The sequence below is a fragment of the Streptomyces sp. NPDC058008 genome (assembly GCF_042886395.1).
In the GTDB taxonomy this organism is placed as follows: domain Bacteria; phylum Actinomycetota; class Actinomycetes; order Streptomycetales; family Streptomycetaceae; genus Streptomyces.
This window is the reverse complement of sequence record NZ_JBHVQX010000027.1, coordinates 57,998-76,038: the sequence shown is the minus strand read 5'-3', so window position 1 is coordinate 76,038 and position 18,041 is coordinate 57,998. Positions and strand designations below refer to the sequence as shown.

At 71.7% G+C, this 18,041-nt stretch carries 14 protein-coding genes; 6 read left to right on the top strand and 8 right to left on the bottom strand.

Annotated features, from left to right (window positions below; translation table 11 throughout):
• Positions 1-2: 2 nt before the first annotated feature.
• From ACFVS9_RS25360 to ACFVS9_RS25330, 7 genes are all read right to left on the bottom strand, one after another.
• Positions 3-1,031: an NAD-dependent epimerase/dehydratase family protein gene (locus tag ACFVS9_RS25360; protein WP_383117418.1), complete on the bottom strand. Its 1,029-nt coding sequence runs from the start codon at positions 1,029-1,031 to the stop codon at positions 3-5.
• 6 nt (positions 1,032-1,037) lie between these two features.
• Positions 1,038-1,985 carry a carbohydrate ABC transporter permease gene (locus tag ACFVS9_RS25355; RefSeq protein WP_383117417.1) on the bottom strand — a complete coding sequence of 316 codons (948 nt, stop codon included), beginning with the start codon at positions 1,983-1,985 and terminating at the stop codon, positions 1,038-1,040.
• A gap of 2 nt (positions 1,986-1,987) precedes the next feature.
• Entirely contained in the window at positions 1,988-2,893 is a 906-nt protein-coding gene (locus tag ACFVS9_RS25350) for a carbohydrate ABC transporter permease (protein WP_383117416.1), read from the bottom strand.
• Positions 2,894-2,992: 99 nt separating this feature from the next.
• The gene (locus tag ACFVS9_RS25345; protein WP_389935704.1) at positions 2,993-4,249 is read right to left on the bottom strand and encodes an extracellular solute-binding protein; all 1,257 of its coding nucleotides are present in this window, start codon (positions 4,247-4,249) and stop codon (positions 2,993-2,995) included.
• A gap of 74 nt (positions 4,250-4,323) precedes the next feature.
• Complete coding sequence (locus ACFVS9_RS25340; protein ID WP_389935701.1) at positions 4,324-5,583, bottom strand: Gfo/Idh/MocA family protein; 1,260 nt, start codon at positions 5,581-5,583, stop codon at positions 4,324-4,326.
• A 31-nt stretch (positions 5,584-5,614) separates the two neighbouring features.
• Complete coding sequence (locus ACFVS9_RS25335; protein ID WP_383117413.1) at positions 5,615-7,765, bottom strand: peptidase C14; 2,151 nt, start codon at positions 7,763-7,765, stop codon at positions 5,615-5,617.
• Positions 7,766-7,973: 208 nt separating this feature from the next.
• Positions 7,974-8,831 carry an IclR family transcriptional regulator gene (locus ACFVS9_RS25330; RefSeq protein WP_383117412.1) on the bottom strand — a complete coding sequence of 286 codons (858 nt, stop codon included), beginning with the start codon at positions 8,829-8,831 and terminating at the stop codon, positions 7,974-7,976.
• A 288-nt stretch (positions 8,832-9,119) separates the two neighbouring features.
• On the opposite strand from ACFVS9_RS25330, the gene ACFVS9_RS25325 reads away from it, so the two are divergent.
• The 5 genes from ACFVS9_RS25325 (at position 9,120) to ACFVS9_RS25305 (ending at position 14,894) form a co-directional block, all read left to right on the top strand.
• Positions 9,120-10,490 (top strand): aspartate aminotransferase family protein, encoded by a 1,371-nt coding sequence (locus ACFVS9_RS25325; protein ID WP_389935697.1) that lies wholly within the window; start codon positions 9,120-9,122, stop codon positions 10,488-10,490.
• The gene (locus tag ACFVS9_RS25320; RefSeq protein ID WP_389935694.1) at positions 10,490-11,677 is read left to right on the top strand and encodes a mandelate racemase/muconate lactonizing enzyme family protein; all 1,188 of its coding nucleotides are present in this window, start codon (positions 10,490-10,492) and stop codon (positions 11,675-11,677) included. Before ACFVS9_RS25325 ends, ACFVS9_RS25320 begins: the two co-directional genes overlap by 1 nt.
• On the top strand, positions 11,674-12,519 hold the full coding sequence (locus ACFVS9_RS25315; protein ID WP_383117409.1) for an amidohydrolase family protein: 846 nt from the start codon (positions 11,674-11,676) through the stop codon (positions 12,517-12,519). Before ACFVS9_RS25320 ends, ACFVS9_RS25315 begins: the two co-directional genes overlap by 4 nt.
• Before the next feature lie 178 nt (positions 12,520-12,697).
• Positions 12,698-13,537 carry an SDR family NAD(P)-dependent oxidoreductase gene (locus tag ACFVS9_RS25310; RefSeq protein WP_383117408.1) on the top strand — a complete coding sequence of 280 codons (840 nt, stop codon included), beginning with the start codon at positions 12,698-12,700 and terminating at the stop codon, positions 13,535-13,537.
• Between the two features lie 421 nt (positions 13,538-13,958).
• On the top strand, positions 13,959-14,894 hold the full coding sequence (locus ACFVS9_RS25305; RefSeq protein WP_389935691.1) for a GNAT family N-acetyltransferase: 936 nt from the start codon (positions 13,959-13,961) through the stop codon (positions 14,892-14,894).
• A 35-nt stretch (positions 14,895-14,929) separates the two neighbouring features.
• On the opposite strand, the gene ACFVS9_RS25300 is transcribed toward ACFVS9_RS25305, so the two are convergent.
• Complete coding sequence (locus ACFVS9_RS25300; RefSeq protein WP_389935688.1) at positions 14,930-16,528, bottom strand: N,N-dimethylformamidase beta subunit family domain-containing protein; 1,599 nt, start codon at positions 16,526-16,528, stop codon at positions 14,930-14,932.
• Positions 16,529-16,721: 193 nt separating this feature from the next.
• On the opposite strand from ACFVS9_RS25300, the gene ACFVS9_RS25295 reads away from it, so the two are divergent.
• Positions 16,722-17,618: an SAVMC3_10250 family protein gene (locus tag ACFVS9_RS25295; RefSeq protein WP_389935685.1), complete on the top strand. Its 897-nt coding sequence runs from the start codon at positions 16,722-16,724 to the stop codon at positions 17,616-17,618.
• The last annotated feature ends 423 nt before the right edge of the window (positions 17,619-18,041 follow it).

Genomic DNA, 18,041 nt, shown 5'->3' with positions numbered 1-18,041 from the left:
GATCAGAACCTTCCGTCGCGTACCTGGAACTTGGTGGGCTTGCCGGACAGCGGCAGTCCGCGCCGCAGCCAGTCGGCCTGCCACTCGACGAGGGTGCGCAGCGCGACGTCCGGATAGCCGAAGAGCGCGTGGCAGCGGCTCGCGTCGGAGAGCAGCGCGGTGGGCGCCTCGGTACCGGCGAGGACCGGCTCACGGCCGAACTCCTCGCCGAACCACTGCGCGATCCGGCGCACCGAGGCGGTCTCCGGGCCGGTGAGGTTGAGGGTGAACGCCTCCCCGCCGGTGGTGTGTTCGAGGGTGCGCAGCGCGACCTCGTTGGCGTACCCCTGCCACACCACGTTGGCGTGACCGGTCGTCACGTCGACGGGTTCGCCCGCCCGGACCCGGTGCGCGATGTCGGCGAGCACGCCGTAGCGCAGGTCGACCGCGTAGTTGAGGCGGATGGCGGCGACCCTGGTGCCGCGTGTCAGCGCCGCGTGGCCGAAGATCCGCTCGCGGCCCAGGCACGACATGGCGTACTCGCCGACCGGGGCGACCGGGTCGGACTCGGTGCAGCCGCCCGAGGAGACCGGCACCAGCGGGTACACGTTGCCGGTGGAGAACGCGGCGATCCGCGATTCCGGCCAGCGGCGGACCACGCGGTCCGGGAGCGCGGCGTTCACCGCCCAGGCGTGCGAGGGCGCCCCGGCGGAGCCGAACTTCGCGCCGACCATGAAGACGATGTTCCCGGCGTCGGGGAGCGTGGCCAGGTCCGCGGCCGGGTCCATCAGGTCGAAGGCGACCGTGCGGACCCCGGCGGCCTCCAGCTCGGCCGCGGCGGCCCTGTCGGACCAGCGCGAGACCGCGTACACGGTCACATCCGTGCGGCCGGCGGCGTCCAGCGCGCGCCGGGCCAGCCGGCACAGGCTGGGGCCCATCTTGCCGCCCGCGCCGAGGACCAGCAGATCGCCTTCGAGGCGGGCGAGGCCGGCGACGAGCGCGGGGGAGGGGGTGGCGAGCCGCTCTTCGAGCGCGGCCTCATCGGTGAACATACCTGGCTATCCCTTGATTCCGGACGCGGTGACGCCCTCGGTGAAGTAGCGCTGGCCCACCATGTACGCGGCGAAGATGGGCACGAACGCGATGACGGAGCCGGAGAGCACCACGTTGAGCGGCACGTTCTGCTGCTGGAGCGAGGCGATTCCGACGGTCAGGGTGCGCATGTCGGTGGACTGGCCGATCACCAGCGGCCACAGGAAGTCGTTCCAGTGCCACAGGAAGACGAACACACCGAGCGTGGCGAGGATCGGCTTCAGCAGCGGCAGCACGATCCGGTGGAAGATCTGCCACTCGTTGCAGCCGTCGAGGCGGGCCGCCTCGAAGAGCTCGTCCGGCAGCCCCTGGATGAACTGCCGCATCAGGAAGACCGCCTGGGCGTTGGCCAGGGTCGGCACGATGAGGCCCCAGTACGTGTCGACGCCGCCGAGCTTCGCGATCATCGCGAACGTCGGGATCATCGTGACGTGGTACGGGACCATCACCATCGACAGGAACGACCAGAACATGGTCTCCCGGCCGGGGAAGCGCTTCTTGGCGAACGCGTACCCGGCGAGCGAGGCGAGCAGCAGGACGCCGACGACCGAGACGACCGAGTACATCAGCGTGTTGAACAGCCAGCGCGGTACGTCCTGGGCGCCCAGGACGTTGTCGTACGCCTCGCCGGTCAGCGGCCACGGCAGCAGACTGCCGGGGAAGTCGACCGCGGCGGACGGCTTCAGGGAGAGCACGACCATCGCGTAGAACGGGAAGACGGTCACGACCGCGGCGACCGTCAGCAGGGCGGCGCGGGCGATCCGGCCGGCCCGGCTCGGGCGCATGCCGTGCGGGACGGTGTCCCGCTCGGACAGCTTGCGCAGCCGGCGTGCGGCCCGGCGCGCGGCCCGGTCCGGGAGCGCGGGCGGCTCGGCCGCGGGCGGTGCCTGCGTCTCTTCGGGTGCTGCGGTCATGGTCACTGGTCCTTCCCGATCACGAGCCGCTGGATCACCGCGACCACCACGGTCAGCACGAAGAGCGCGACACCGATGGCGGAGGCGTAACCCAGGTCGAAGTACTTGAAGCCCGCGTCGTAGAGCTGGAAGACGAGCGTGTAGCTGGCGTTGGCGGGACCGCCGCCCGTCATGGTGTAGACGGCGTCGAAGACCTGGAACGAGGCGGTCGTCTCGATCACGGCGAGGAAGAAGAGCGCGGGCTTGAGCTGCGGCAGCACGATGTACCGGAACCGCTGCCAGGGCCCGGCCCCGTCGGTGAGCGCGGCCTCCTCCAGCTCACGCGGGATGTCCTGCATCCGGGCGAGCAGGATGAGCATCCCGTAGCCGAAGCGGGACCAGACGCCGACGATCGCGAGCGCGGGCAGCACCAGCACGTCGTCGGAGAGCCAGGAGCCCTCGGACATCCCGAGCAGGCCCATCAGGGTGGACCAGGGGCCGCCGGTGGAGAAGATCCACACGAAGACGGTGGCGGCCAGCACCAGCGAGGTGACGACCGGCAGGAAGAACACCGAGCGGAAGAACGCGGCGCCGCGGAAGGCGCGGCGGGTGATCAGCGCCAGGGACACCGACGCGACGAGGGTGCCCGGCACGGCCAGGACGGTGTAGAGCACGGTGACCTTGAGGGCCTGCCAGAACAGCGGATCGGCCCACAGGCGGGTGAAGTTGTCGAGTCCTGTGAAGCTGCCGCCGCCGGTGAGGGAGTAGTCGGTGAAGCTCATCAGCACACCGGCGACGCCCGGACCGAAGCGGAAGGCGAGGAAGAGCAGGAAGCAGGGGAGGACGAAGAGCAGGCCGATCCGGGCCTCGCGGCGCGCCTGCGGCCCGCTGCGACGGCCCCGGCGGGTGGGTTCCGCGACGACTGCCACGGGGATCTCCTTGCGGTACGGGGGAATTGCGGAATCAGGGGCCGTGCCCCTGGGGCTCGTGGGGCCGGGGTCCGGTGCGGACCGCGGCCCCACGGCGGGTCAGCGGCCGAGCATCGCCTGCGCGGCCTTCTGCGCGTCGTTCAGCGCGTCCCGCGGGCTCTTCGTGCCGAGCAGCGCGGCCTGGATCTCCGGGGCGAGCACGCCCTGGACCTCACGCGCCTTGTCCTGGAGCGGGCCCACGTCCATGCTCGGCAGCGTCGCGGCGACCGCCGTCCGGAGCGCGTCGTCCGGGTACAGGTCACCGCCCGAGGCGCGGGCCGGGAAGTAGCCGGCGGCCTTCTGCAGTCCGGCCGAACTCTTCGACTCCGCGACGAAGTTCAGCCAGTCACCGGTGTTGCGCTCGTCGGCGCCCTTCAGCATCGCCAGCGCGCCCACGGTGCCGTAGCCGACCGACTCGGCGTCCTTCAGCGGCGGCTGCACGACGATGTTCTCCTTGCCCCAGAAGGGCTCGACGTCCGCCGGGGTGTTCTGCCAGGTGCAGGCCACCTTGCCCTTGGCGGTCGGGGTCTGCTCCAGCTTCGGGGTGGTCGTGACCAGGTCCTTGTCGGTGTAGCCGCCGTCGACGAGCTTCTTCAGGTACGTCAGCGCCTTGACGCCGGCCGCGTCGTTGAACGTGACCTTCCCGCCGTCCTCGGAGAAGACGTCACCGCCGGCCTGCCAGAGCAGCGGGTAGAAGGTCATGTTCAGCGTCTGCTGGGTGTCACCGCTGTAGCTGGTCGCGTAGTACCCCTTCGCCTTCAGCCTCGGGGCCAGCGCCTCCAGATCCGCCCAGTTCGTCGGGTAGCTCTTCTCGCCGATCGCGGCGAACACCCGCTTGTCACAGATCAGCGGGTTGGCACTGGTCAGGATCGGCGTGGCGAGGGCCTTGCCGTCGACGGTGACCGACTTCAGCGCGAAGTCCGTGTAGTCGGACCTGGCCGAGGCGGGCATGTACGAGTCGGCGGGGACGATGCTCCCGGCGTACTTCGGCAGCTGGTCCGGGATCAGGTAGACGGCGTCCGGCCCCTTGCCCGAGGCGATGGCGGTGGCCAGGGCCGTGTCGCGGTTGGCCCACGGGAAGGTCTCCACCTTCACCTTCACGCCCGCGTGCTCCTTCTCGAACGTCCTGACCAGGCCGTCCCAGTACGCCTTGTTCTCGGCCTCGTCGAAGATGACCGGGTAGGTCCACATGGTGACGGTGCCGTCGTCACCGCCGCCGCCGGAGCAGCCGGCCAGGACACCGGCGGTGAGTGCGGTGACCAGGACGGGGGCGGCGAGCGAACGGACTCCGGAACGGCGGGTGAGCGGACGGGACATGAGCGGGTCCTCCGGGAACCTGGGGGCGGGGCGGGAAGAGGGCCCGGTCCGGACGGAGGGCCCTGCGGGGGGTGTCATGAGGCCGGGACCGTCTGGACGGTGCCGGTGTGCCGGGCGCGCTCGGCGGCGAACGCCGCGAGGTGGCTGCCGAGCGAGGTGGCGGGACCGGAGCGGACGGCACCCGGGTCGCCGGTGGCGACGGCCGTGACGAACGCCTCGACGAGCGCGGCGTCCCCGCCGCCGTGCCCGTCCGCCGCGTTCGAACCGGACGCGCCGGTCTCGTGGACGGTGGACGCGCCGGTCCTGAAGTCCTGGACGGTGACCCGCTCCCCGTCACCGACGAGCCAGCCGTGCGAGCCGAAGATCCGCGTCCGGCGGTGGGTCTGCTCGGTGAAGGCGACCATCTGGAAGGTCGCGGTCACCCCGTCCGTCAGCTGCATGGCGAGGACCTGGTGGTCCACCACGTCGTTGTCGCCCCGGTACACGCAGACGCCGTACGGGCCCTCGCGCAGGGCCTGGAGGAGACCGGCCTCGTCGGTCGCCTCGGTGACGTGGGTGACCGGCCAGACGGCGCCCTTCTCCCGCAGCGTCGGCATGTACAGCTTCGGAGCGCTGTACGGGCAGCCGGACTCGACCGCGCAGTCGAGGCACCGGTCGGCGGACCCGGCCGGTGCGTTCTCCGGCCGGAAGTGCTTCAGCCCGCCGAAGCCGGTGACCCGCTCGATCCGGCCGCCCATGACGTACGCGATCCAGTCCAGGTCGTGGCAGGACTTGGCGAGCAGCATCGGGGAGGAGTCCTTCTCGCTGCGCCACGGACCCCGCACGTAGCTGTGGGCGTAGTGCCACCAGCCGACCGGCTCCAGATGGTCGAGCGAGACGAGCTGGCCCAGCACCCCCGAGTCCACGACCTCCTTCACCAGGTCGGTGTACGGCGTGTACCGCATGACGTGGCAGACGGCGAACAGCACTCCGGCCCGCTCCACCCCCTCCACGATCCGCCGGGTCTCCTCCTCGGTCGGGGCGAGCGGCTTCTCGGCGAGGATCGCGTAGCCGGCCCCGGCCAGGGCCAGCACCGGCTCCACGTGGAAGCGGTCCTGGGTGGCGACGATCACGGCGTCGGCGACGCGGTGCTCGACGAGCGGACGCCAGTCGTCGAACTCGACGGGCGCGCCGGCGGCGGCCCGCGCGGCGGGGCGCGGATCGGCGACGGCGACGAGTTCGGCGCGCTCGGGGTGCGCCTTGATCCACTCGGCGTAGGTCAGGCCGCGGTTGCCGGCGCCGACGAGTGCGACGCGTACGGGCCGGCCGGTGATCGGGGTGTGCGTGGTGGACACGGGAATCCCTGGTGCTCGGTGTACGGGGTGGTCAGAAGCGCAGCGTGGCCGCGGTGTGCGCGACGCGGTCGCCCTCGTCCGGCAGCGCGGTGCGCTCGGTGCCGTCCTCGACGCAGCCGGTGTGCAGCAGATGGCTGGAGTCCGTGCCGAACGCCGCCGGCCGCAGTTCCAGCCGGCCGCCGGTGAAGGTGGAGCCGGTGGCCCGGTAGCGGTTCGGGCCCTCGGTGACCCGTACGTGGGCGGTGCCCTCGGGCGCGGTCGAGTCGAGGCCGGAGAGCTGCCAGTCGACCGTGCGGCCCGAGCCGGTGCGGGCCAGCAGCGCGCCGTCCTTGTTGGTGCCGGACAGCCGCGTGCCGTCCACGCGCAGCCGCTGGTCCTGCGCCGAGGTCAGTCTGAGGCCGGTGTCGCTCAGTTCGCCGCCGAGGACGGTGATGTCGGTGTGCGCGAGGGAGACCGGTGCGGTGTCCTTCGAACCGGTCAGCGCGCACTGGTCCAGGACGAGCGGGCCGGTGCCGTTGAACAGCGCGCCGTCGACGCCCTTCAGGACGCTGCGCTGGAGGGTGAGCGGGGCGGTGACGTTCGCCTGGGTGATCTCCGCCCCGGCCGCGAAGGCGAACGCGGAGTCGGCGATCACGTTGGGGCGGGCGGAGAGGCCGGAGGCGCGGGAGACGATCAGCGGGCCCGTGGCCGAGCAGCCGCGCATCTGTACGCCGTCCGCGTTGACCCAGAGCATCCCGGAGCCGGCCAGCGACTTCTTGCCGACGACCAGGACGTCCTCCAGCGTCAGGTCCGTGATCTTGACGCGGGCCACGAACCAGGAACAGGAGTGCCTGCGCACGGTGATGCGCTTGGCCCTGCCGCCCCAGGCGGCACCGGAGTTGGCGAAGGTCATCAGACCGGAGTTGCCCGTGTAGACGAGGTCGTGCTCGAACTGACCGTGCGTCACGAACGGGCCCTCGTCGTCACCGTCGCCGTGGCAGTTGGTGACGTAGCAGTAGGCCGAGGCCGTGAAGTCGTTGAGGTGACGGGCGTTGGAGGTGTGACAGTCCTCCACGTGCCCGTACAGGCAGTAGATCTGCTGGGTGAGGTAGCCCGCGCCGCCGTAGGTGACGGACTTCGGGTTGGTCAGCGAGCACTGCTCGGTGCGGTAGTAGGTGCACCAGCGGCGCATCACCACCGGCCAGAAGGTGCCGACGGCCTCGATCCCGGAGACGTCGCAGCGCACCGCGTACTCGTAGGCGACCGGGTGCGAGCCGGTCATCTCGTCCTCGCCCCAGCCCTCGAAGACCATGTTGCGCACGTGCGCGCGCTCGACGGGCTCGATCCGGGTCCAGGTCAGGGTGCGGCCCGCGGCCAGGTCCCAGCCGGTCCGGTAGTTGACCCGGACGTGCGAGGCGTCGACGACCTCGGTGACCTGGACGAGGCGCTGGATCTCCTTCTCGTACTTCCCCGACAGGGAGTCGGACTCCACGGCCCACCACTGTCCGACGGAGAACTTCGCCGAGTCGCCCACCTCGAAGAGGTCCGAGAGGTCCGGCATCGGCGCGCCCAGGCTGTGGGTGTGAGTGGTGCCGGTGGTGGTGCCGCGGAAGGAGAGGACGGCGCCGAAGGGGTTGTCGTGGGTGTTCTTCTCGATGCCTTCGGTGCGGACGCGGTGTCCGCCGAAGTCGAGTTCGATGTCGGAGCGGTCGAAGAGGTGGCGTGCGGTGAACAGGAGGTCGGTGTGGGCCTCGACGCGGTGGACGCTGCTGTCGCCGACCATGGCGTCGAGTGCGGCGTCGGCGGGGGCGCCGGCGTCGAGGTGGCCGAACGTGCGGAAGTCGAGCGTTCCGGTGTGGAGCTGGTGCCAGCGGCCGGTCTTCGCCCCGGTGGGGGCTATGACGGTGCCGCCGTTGTGCGCGGCGGTGGACCGCGTGTCCCAGCGCAGGGCCATCGCGCCGCCGTCGCCGGCGGTGTGGTAGCCGGCCAGCAGGATCTGGGTGCCGTCGGCGAGCGGCTTGGTGTTCAGGGCCCGCAGCGCGGCGACCGTGTCCAGGTGCAGGACATCGCCGGTACGGGCGGGCGCCGCCTGCGCCGGTGCGGTGGCCACGGCCGAACCGGCCATGACCAGACCGGCCAGACCCGAAGCCCGCAGCACGGTACGGCGGGAGGAGGCAGGGGTGGAGTGGTGCGGAACGCTCATGCGGACTTCGCCTTCCGAGAAGCGCGACAAGTGAGGGAGCGTTCCCGCGGTGGACTGCCATGAGGCGGATGGCTGAAAAGGGTTCGGTCTTCGGAGGTTCACGACGCGGTGGGCAGGCGCCGGAATCGGACCGGGAGGGGTAAATCGCCGGTGACGGGTGAGTGTCACCGGGGTTGGCAGGGAACCTACGGCCGGTGGTGCCGATCGGTCAAGACCCGATTTCGTCGGACTCCGGGGCCGCTGTGTCCGACGTGCCCTCGTCCGACTCGTCGGCCCAGCCCAGCGAGAGACTGATCCGGCGGGCCGAGTCCCGCACCTGGCCGCCCAGTTCCTGGTAGCGCCAGGCCGGCAGGCCGGTCTTGAGGCCGGTGATGGAGACGGCCCCGGCGCACACCGAACGGTCGTCGAGGACCGGGGCGCCGATGCAGATGATGCCCTCGGCGTCCTCCTCGTCGTCCAGGGCGTAGCCGACCCTGGCGATGTCGCGGAGGTGGGACAGGAAGGTCGCCGGGTCGGTGATGGTGCGTGAGGTGCGCCGGGGCAGCCCGAACCGCTCCACGACCGAGGCCGCTTCGCTCTGCGGCATCGCCGAGAGGAGCGCCTTGCCCAGGCCCGTGCAGTGCGGCAGCTCGCGCTGGCCCATCCGCAGGTCGAGCCGGACGCGCTGGTCGAGCTCGACCTGGTCCACCACGACCGCGTGGCCGTCCTCGGGCACGGCGAGCCTGGAGGCCATGCCCGTGGCCCGGGTCAGCTCGCGCAGGACCGGGTGGGCGACCCCGCGCAGCGAGACCTGGGACCTGGCCCGGTCGCCGAGCCTGGCCAGGCTCATGCCGAGCCGGTAGCGGCGGTTCATGCCCTCGCCGTCGTCCGAGACGAGGCCGTAGGCGCGCAGGGTCTGGAGCATGCCGAAGGCGGCGCTCTTGGAGATGGAGCAGACCTGGCCGACCTCGGTGACGCTCAGGCCGTTCCCCTGGGAGGGGGCGGCCAGCGCCTCCAGGATGTCGGCTGCCCTGGCCACGCTCTTGACCCAGTACTTCGGCTCTTCTGGGGCAGCACTGTTCGTCATAGCAGAACAGCGTAGTGCCAATGAGCTGCCGGGGTGTACGCGAGAGCCCAGAAAACCGTGAAGTCGGGCCCCTGGGTGGCGGGAAGGGGGTTGACCGGCCTCGGGGGCGGACGTAATATCCAGGCACTGTTCTGCTCTACCGAACAGTGTTCTGAAAAAGCGAAACGCAGTACCGAGCACCACGGATCCCCTCTTCCTGCGGCGACTGCCGGGCGGATGGCGCCAGGGACTCACGGGCCGGGCAGGGCCCGCGAAAACCGACGACTCTCGACGCAAGGAGCAAGCACCATGAGTTCAGGCCCGGCAGGCAGGCAATCCGGAGCCCGACTCGCCGAACGCGCCCGCCGGGTCGTACCCGGCGGCGTGAACAGCGGTCAGCGCAGCGTCCCCGGACTGACCGACCTGGTCGTCACCGGGACCGACGGCGCACGGTTCCGTACCGCCGACGGACGCGAGTTCACCGACTTCCACTCGGCGTTCGGCCCGCCGCTGCTCGGCCACAACGACCCCGACGTGGCCTGCGCCACCGCCGAGGCCGGGGCCACCCTCGGCCACATGGGCGTCGGCGTCACCGAGGGCGAGGTCCTCCTCGCCGAACAGCTCGCCGAGCTGATCCCGTCCATCGAGAAGGTGCTGCTCACCAGCACCGGCAGCGAGGCCACCTTCCACGCCCTGCGGGTCTCCCGCGCCGCCACCGGCCGCCGGCTCGTCGTCAAGTTCCAGGGCTGCTACCACGGTTGGCACGACTCCGTCAGCCTCAACGTCATCTCCGCACCCTCGAAGGTCGGCGGCCACGACCCGATCTCGGCCGGCATCCTCCCCGAGGTCCTCGACGCCACCCTCGTCCTGCCCTTCAACGACAGCGAGGCCGTCCGGCGGACCTTCGCCGAGCACGGCCCCGACATCGCCGCCGTCATCGTCGAACCCGTCCCGCACAACGTCGGCGCGCTCCTGCCCCACCAGGAGTTCCTCACCACGCTGCGCGAGGAGACCACCAAGGCCGGCAGCGTCCTGGTCTTCGACGAGGTCATCACCGGATTCCGCCACGGCCTCGGCGGCTGGCAGAAGATCTCGGGCGTCACCCCCGACCTGACCACCCTCGGCAAGGCCATCGCCAACGGCGCCCCCGTCGGCGCCATCGGCGGCCGGGCCGACCTGATGGACCTCTTCTCCACCCGCCCCGGCGCCCCCGCCTTCTTCGCCGGCACGTACAACGGCCACCCGTCCGTCGTCGCCGCCGCCCTCGCCACCCTGCGCAAGCTCCGCGAGGAGCCCGTCCACGACCACGTCTTCCGGCTCGGCGAGAAGGCCCGTACCGAACTGTCCGGCCTGTACGAGCGTCTCGGCGTCCCCGCCGTCGTCACCGGCTACGGCTCCGTCTTCGTCAGCTACTTCATGCCGGGCGACGCCCCCAGGACCTACGCGGACCTGCTGGCCAACGACGCCTCGCTGTTCGTCGGCTACCGCCGCAAGCTCCTGGAACACGGCCTGTTCGAGCTCCCGCTCAACCTCAAGCGCAGCCACATCAGCTACGCGCACACCGACACCGACGTCGACCGCCTCGTCGAGGGGACCGAGGCCGCCGTCAAGGCCGTCCTCGCCGACGGAGGCGCCCGGGACCTGGAGAACACCTCCACGATGGGCGGAGCGACCCTCTGATGCTGACCGTCAACCGCACCCGCCCGCCCGGCCCCGCCGGCCGGATCACCCACGTCGAGACCCTGATGCTCGGCACCTCCTGGCGCGACTTCGGCTACGTCCGGGTCCACACCGACGAGGGCCTGTCCGGCATCGGCGAGATCACCCACCCCTACCGGGTCGCCGAGGTCTGCGCCCTCACCGAGGCCATCGCCCGGCGCCACCTGACCGGCGCCGACCCCTTCGACGTCGAGGAAGTCTGGCTCCGCGTCTACCAGGGCGACTTCCTGCGCGGCGGCGACATGGGCGGCGTCGCCCTGTCCGGCCTCGACCAGGCGATGTACGACCTGATGGGCAAGGCACTCGGCGTCCCCGCCTACCGGCTGACCGGCGGCGCCTGCCGGGACGACGTACGCGTCTACGCCAACGGCTGGTACACCGGCGAGCGCGAGCCCGAGATCTTCGCCGCCAAGGCGAAGGAGACCGTGGCCAAGGGCTTCACCGCCCTCAAGTTCGACCCGTTCGGCCCCGGCCTCCACGAGCTGGAGCGCGCCGAACTGCGCCGCTCCGTCGACCTCGTGGCCGCCGTCCGCGAGGCCGTCGGACCGGACACCGACCTCTTCATCGAGGGCCACGCCCGCTTCGCCATGCCGACCGCCGCCCGGCTGGTGCGGGAGCTGGAGCCCTTCGACATCGGCTGGTTCGAGGAGCCGATGCCCTGGACCCACATCGAACGCTACGCCGAACTGCGGCAGCGCGCCGCGTTCCCCATCTCCGGCGGTGAGCACTTCCACAACCGCTACGAGTACAAGCAGCTCTTCGCCACCCACGCGGTCGACATCATCCAGCCCGACCTCTCCATGGCAGGCGGCTTCACCGAGGTCAGGAAGATCGCCGCCATCGCCGACACCCACGGCATGCTCGTGGCCCCGCACAACTCCAACTCCCCGCTCTGCACCACCGTCTCGGTGCACGCGGCGCTCGGAATCCCCAACTTCAAGATCCTCGAGACCTTCGACGGACTCCTGGAGCCGTTCGTCTTCGACGCCCTCAAGGGCACCCTCCCGACGCGGGACGGCCGCATCGGGCTGCCGACCGCCCCGGGGCTCGGCGTCGAACTCGTCGACGAGGTCTTCGAGGAACACCCGCCCAGCCACCGCTTCTGGAACATGTTCGCGGACGGCTGGGAGAAGCGGAACCGCACATGATCGTCGACGTCCACTCCCATCTCTTCCGGCACAGCCACGACTTCACCGACCCGTTCAGCTCCGACTCCGCCCGCGCCCACGCCGGCGAGGTCGACCTGACGGTGAAGTGGGACGAGTACGCCGCCACGGCACCCGAGGGCACCCGCACCATCGTCGTCGGCGGCAAGGCCCGGCGCAGCGGCCTCTGGGTCGACGACGCCGCCGTGGCCGCGTACGCCGCCGAGCACCCGGACCGGCTCATCGGCTACCTGGCGCTCGACCCCACCCAGCCCGGCTGGCGGGACGAACTGCGCTACGGCCACCAGGAACTGGGCCTGCGCGGCATCAAGCTCATGCCGATGTACGCGGGCTTCGACCCGGCCGCCGAGGAGTACGACGAGCTGTACACGTACGCCGAACGGCACGGGCTGCCGCTCCTGGTGCACACCGGCACGACCTTCGTGTCCAGCGCACCCCTGGAGTGGGCGATGCCCCGGCACCTGGACGCCGTCGCCATCCGCCACCCCGAACTGCGGATGGTCCTCGCCCACCTCGGCCACCCCTTCGAGGGCGAGTGCATCGCGGTCATCCGCAAGCATCCGCACGTGTACGCCGACCTCAGCGCCCTGCACTACCGGCCCTTCCAGCTCTGGCACAGCCTCCGGCTGGTCCAGGACTACGGGGTCTTCCACAAGGTGCTGTTCGGCAGCGACTACCCGTTCACCACGGTCGACGACTCGGTGAAGGGGCTGCGGGAGATCGCCCGCATCCCCGGCATCCCCGGCCTGCCGCCGCTCGACGCGGACGCGGTGGAGGAGATCATCCACCGGCCCTCGCTCGATCTGCTGGGCCTGAACGGCTGACCGGGCCGTTCCCCACGAACTGCCGGCAAGGCCCCGGGACGACCCCCCTGTCCTCGGGTGCCGGCCGGCAGCCCGGCCGCCGCGCACCCACCCCTGTGTCCCCGCGCGGCGGTCCGGACCCGGCCGCCGGAGCAGCCCGGCCCCCGTTCCGCACCTCTCCGACCGGAGGATTCCCGCCATGACCGCAGCCGTCCCGCCCCGTGGAACCGACCGCTTCGACCTGACCGGCCGCACCGCCGTCGTGACCGGCGCCGCCCGGGGCCTGGGCCGGTCCTTCGCCGTCGGGCTCGCCGAGGCGGGTGCCGACCTGGTGCTCGTCGACCTGCCGGGGGCCGAGGGCATCGCCGGGACCGCGGCGGCGGTCGAGGCGCTCGGGCGGCGCTGCCGCACCTACGGGCAGGACCTCGCCGACATCGAGGCACTGGAGGCCTTCGCCGACACCGTGCGCGCCGAGGCCGGTCCCCTGCACATCCTGGTCAACAACGCGGGCACGGCGGCGCTGGAACGCTTCAACGAGATCACCCCGGCGAGCTGGTCGCACATCATGCGCGTCAACGTCGACGCGGTCTTCTTCCTCAGCCGGCGCGTCGCCGAGCACATGACGGCGGACTCCGTCGCCGGCCGCATCGTCACCATCACCTCGAAGAACGCCCTGGTCGCCGAGGCCGGACTGGCGCACTACAACGCCTCCAAGGCCGCCGCCCAACTGCTCACCGAGACCCTGGCGGTCGAACTCGCCCCGCACGGCATCACCGCCAACACCCTCGCCCCCGGCATGGTCGAGACCCCGATCGACGGCGAGTTCCCCTTCGACCGGGAGGCCTTCGAGTCCGCGTACCGCGAGCGCATCCCGCTCGGGAGGTACGCACGGCCCGACGAGTGCGTGGGCGCCCTGCTGCTGCTCGCCTCGGACGCCGGGGCGTACCTCACCGGCTCCCGCATCGTCGTGGACGGCGGGGTGCTGGCCGACCAGATGCCGCGGATGCGCTTCATGCCGCCCTACCGCAGCACGGTCTGAGGGCGTGCGGGGCGCTGGGCACGGGACGCCGGGCCGGCCCCCAGGTGCGAAGCCCTGCCCCGGGCACGTACGCACCGCCCGCCCGCCGAGCACGTACGCGGCTCTTTCGGCACACGCACGGACCGGCTGCCTGAGCACGTACGCGGCTTTTCAGGGCATGCACGGACCGGCTGCCCGAGCACGTGCGCGGCTCTTTCAGTACACGCACGGACCGGTTCCCCGAGCGGGTGCGCGGCTTTTCGGGGCACGCACGGACCGGCTGCCCGAGCACGTATGCGGCTTTTCAGCAGACGCACCGCCCTTCCGCCGAGCAACTAAGCGGCCCTCTGTGCGCAGGCACGGACAGCCCCGCCGAGCACGTACCGACCAACCACACGAGGAGTGCCTGCGTCATGTCTCGGACGTCCTGGAACCTCATCCGGTGAGCGCCACGATCCGCACCACCACGCCCGAGGACGACCCGGCGCTGTCCGCCCTGTGGCAGCGGTGCTTCAGCGCCACGCACCTGGCGCGCCTCCACGCGCTCGACCCGCGGCGCCACCGGCACACGTTCGTCGCGCGGGACGGCGCGCGGGAGGGGATCGACGCGGTCGTCGTCTACGTCCCCAGACTGATCCGGGACGCGGAGGGCACCCCGCGGCGGGTCGGCGGCATCGGCAGCGTGGCGACCCGCCCCGAGGCCCGCGGGCAGGGTCTGGTGCGCCGGCTCCTGGCGGCGGCCGAGCGCACCATGAGGGACGAAGGCTGCGCCTGGTCCCTGCTGTTCACCGGGACACCCGGCGTCTACCGGAGCTCGGGATGGGAGGAGTTCGGCAGCACGTACACCGAGGGGACGCTCGTCCCCTCGCCTCCACGCCCCGGGACCTTCCCGGTCCGTGCCGCCACCCCGGCGGACGCCGTGGAGGTGGCCGCGCTGCACCACGCGTACAACGCGGACCGCCCGCTCAGCTCGCTGCGGGCACCCGAGGACTGGGCGGTGCGCGTACCGGCCTGGTACCGGCCGGCCGGCCGGTCGCTCGTGGCGCAGGACCCCGCGTCGGGGGCGCTCGTCGGCTGGCTGGCGGCCGGGCACGAGGGGGACTGCCTGGAGGTACGCGAGTTCGCGGGTGCCGCCGGGTGCCTCGGCTCGCTGTTCGCCGCCGCCGGCTCCCGGGGCAGGGCGGCCGGACTGACCCGGGCCCGCGTCCGGCTCCCCGCCGGCCCCGACGTGCGGGCCGCGCTCCCCGCCCTGCTGACGGACGCCCGCCAGATCACCGAACACGTGGGAATGGCACGGCCGTTGCACGCCACACCCGAGTCCGTACGGGCCACGGTCACCGCGCCCGGCGCGGTCCATTGGTACGGCGACTGCTTCTGAACCCCGGGGACGGATCCGCACGTCCGCAGGTGTGCCTACGGAGCCGTTCCGTGTGCGGTGTGCCCGTAGACGCTCCGCACGTTGTCGTGGGCCGGGGGCCGGCTCTTCGTGGCGGGCCCGGTGGCGAAGGCCCGGAGCACGTTCTCGGTCGTCCGGGTGACGAAGGCTCCGGTGCGTGCGTCCATACCGTGGTTACGGCCGTTCTCCCTCGTCCCGGCCATGAGGGCCTCCACCCACCGCATCGTCCCCGAGGCGAAGACGCCCGCGCCGCTCGGCACGGTGTAGTACGCGGAGTCGGAGTGGCTGTTCCGCCCCTTGCAGACCAGAGGGGAGTGGGCCACGATCTCCATCGGCCCCGGCGCGGGCGTCTCCGGAACGACCCGGTCGTACTCCACCCCGACGAGGTGGTCGAAGGAGTCCCCCTTCTTCACCCCCGTCCCCGCGAAGATCCAGTGGTCCGCGCCGTGGACGACGTACGAGGCGTCCGTGGGGAAGCCCTCGTACAGGACCCCGGTCATGGAGGACTCCGGCTGCGCGGCGGGCGGCGACCTGAAGTCGTTGGTCGGCATGGAGGGGTGGTCCGCCAGGTACGGATCGTGCTTGTAGTCCGTCTTGTAACAGACGACCGTGCGGACGGGAGCGGCCCCGAGCGGCTCCAGCCTGACCCGCCGGAAGCAGCTGTTGGCGCCGAGGAAGACCAGGTTGGTCCCCGCGTCACGCGCGCGGGTGACGTAACGCCGCTGCTCCGGGGTCCAGTACTCGTCGTGGCCGAGCGAGACCGCGGTGGTGGCGTCCCGCAGTACGGACGGGTCGCGGTGGACGTCCACGCCCGTGGTGTACGCCAGGGGAATGCCCAGCCGCTCGGCGAGGACCACCGCCGCCCGTTCGTAGACCAGGAACTTCTCGGCGCCGTTCTTGTCGTACGGCCGGTCGAAGGACACGGCCAGCGAGCGGTCCCCGTACGAGCCGTCCTTGCCCTGGTAGAGGCTGGAGCCGCCCCAGGTGTTGTACGCCTGCCAGGTCGCGGCGGCGTGCATCAGCAGGGTGGCGCCCGAGGCACTCCTGGAGCGGACGATCACCGGCACGTACCGCTGGTGGCCGTTCTCCGCGTCCAGCCGCAGCAGATACGCCCCTTCGGCCCAGCCCTCGGCGCGCACCCGCGTCGTACGTTCCCAGCCGGCCCGTACCGTCCGGGTGCCGCCCTCCGTCCGCGACGGGCGCTGCCGTCGTCCCGCCACCCGGCCGGACCTCCAGACGAGCCGCGCCTGAGCACCGCCGTACCAGCCGATCCGGTACGCCGAGACGCGGAAACCGGGCGCGGTGGTCGAGACGTACAGCCCGAACGTCTCGCCCGGCAGGACGCTCACCCTGTCGGCGTAGCCCTCGATCGCGTCGGGAGGGCCCAGCGACCGGATCTGCCAGTCGGGGTTCCCGCTCAGGCGCGCCTCGCCGGCCGCGGACAGCCCGGACTCGGTGCGGCCGGGGACGGCGCCGGGGCGTTCGCCCGGGGAGGAGTCGCAGCCGGCCACGCCGCTGACGGTGAGGGAGACGGCCCCGGCCGCCGTCGCCCCGAGGAACCGCCTCCGGTCGAGGCCGCTCCCGGCGTCCTCGCGGCCCTTCACGTCCTCGTCCATCGAATCCTCCGGTGCTGCCCGCCGTGCCGCCAGCTCGATCCTGATGCGGCGCGGGGTGGCGGGCGACCGTACGGGGGCCAATCGCGGGTACGGGGGCGGCCCTTCCGGGCCGCCGCGTGCGCGACGGCGGTCGGAGAGCGGCTCTCCGCTCGCGGCCCCCCCGGTTCCGGTGCGGTCAGTAGGATCTAGGATCGTGCCGCTGCGGACCGGTGCCGACCGCTGCCGACTGGTGCTGGCCGGTGATGACCGTTCGAGTCCTGGGGGTCGGATGCGGGACCTGCTCTACTTCTCACCGCCGAAGCTGAGCCATTTCCACGGCGGCCCGGAGGCCTTTCCCGGAGGCCGCTCCATCGAGGTCGAGACGACGGCGTTCGGAGTCGGTGGCCGGCTCGCGCTCGGGGAGTCCGGATCGGCCGGCGCCGGCGGCTCCGGGGAACCGGATCTGGAGACGGCCATCGCCTACCTCGAAAGGACATGCACGGCGCACACGGCGGTCCCGGACTCGTGCCGTTCCGTCGGGGCGTACGAGTGGATGGAGTTCTCGGGCCCGTTCCACCGAGGACCGCGCGTACGTGACTGGGGCCTGCACGACAAGGGCGTGTACACCTTCACCTCGCACGAGAACCCGTCGCTGTGCCCCGGGTTCACCGGTGGGTCCGGGTGCGAGGGCATCGAGGTGCTGCTGTGCGGATCGGCGCGGCACGTCATCGGGGAGGAGGACCAGCCCCGGACCCGGATGGGGTCGGGATCGGACTGGCTGCACGACATGGCCGCCGAGTTGGTGGCCATGGAACAACGCGGTGAGGCGACGCTCCCCGCGTCGCTCGTGCGCACTCCGCGCGGGGCACAGGAGTACGCCGCCAGAGTGGCCCACGACATGATGGTCTCCTGGCGGCAGGGCCCGGTCCACGTGCACGGCCATGCCCGGGTCCTGTGCAACTTCGCGGCGGTGGACGGGCAGCACCGGCTGATCGTGGCGACCCCGCTGTACGTCGAGACCGCGCCGCCCCCACGGCAGGGAGCCCTGACATCACAGCCCGCACGGCGCCGGTGGCCCTGGACGTTCCGGTCCTACCCGCCGCCGCGCTGATCCGGGACGGGGACGCCGGTCAGCTGCCCCGCTCCGTGGATACGCGGGAAGTGGCGACGTAGAGCCCGAGGAAACGCTGAGGGAAGTCACCGCGACCCGCTGCGTGACACCCCTGCGGGAGGGCGGAACGCTGCCCGAGCCTTCGAACAGTCTCCAGGTACGCCTCAGGACCTGTCGCCAAAGTGATCTTGGAGTGTGAGTCATGGTGGGGCCCTCAAATGAATCACGCAACAGTTTGACGACAGGTCCTGTGGGGCTTTGTGGCTCACCTCCGCTCGCGCGGAGAGCGCAACACCTGCACCTGGGAGCCCGTTTCGGCCGAGGCGGGGCCAAAGCCTGGCAGTGGCGGCAGCTCCGAAGGACGGTTTCCATGCGCTTCTGCACACCTACGCCTCGACCAAGTCGGAAGCCGGAGAGTCCGTT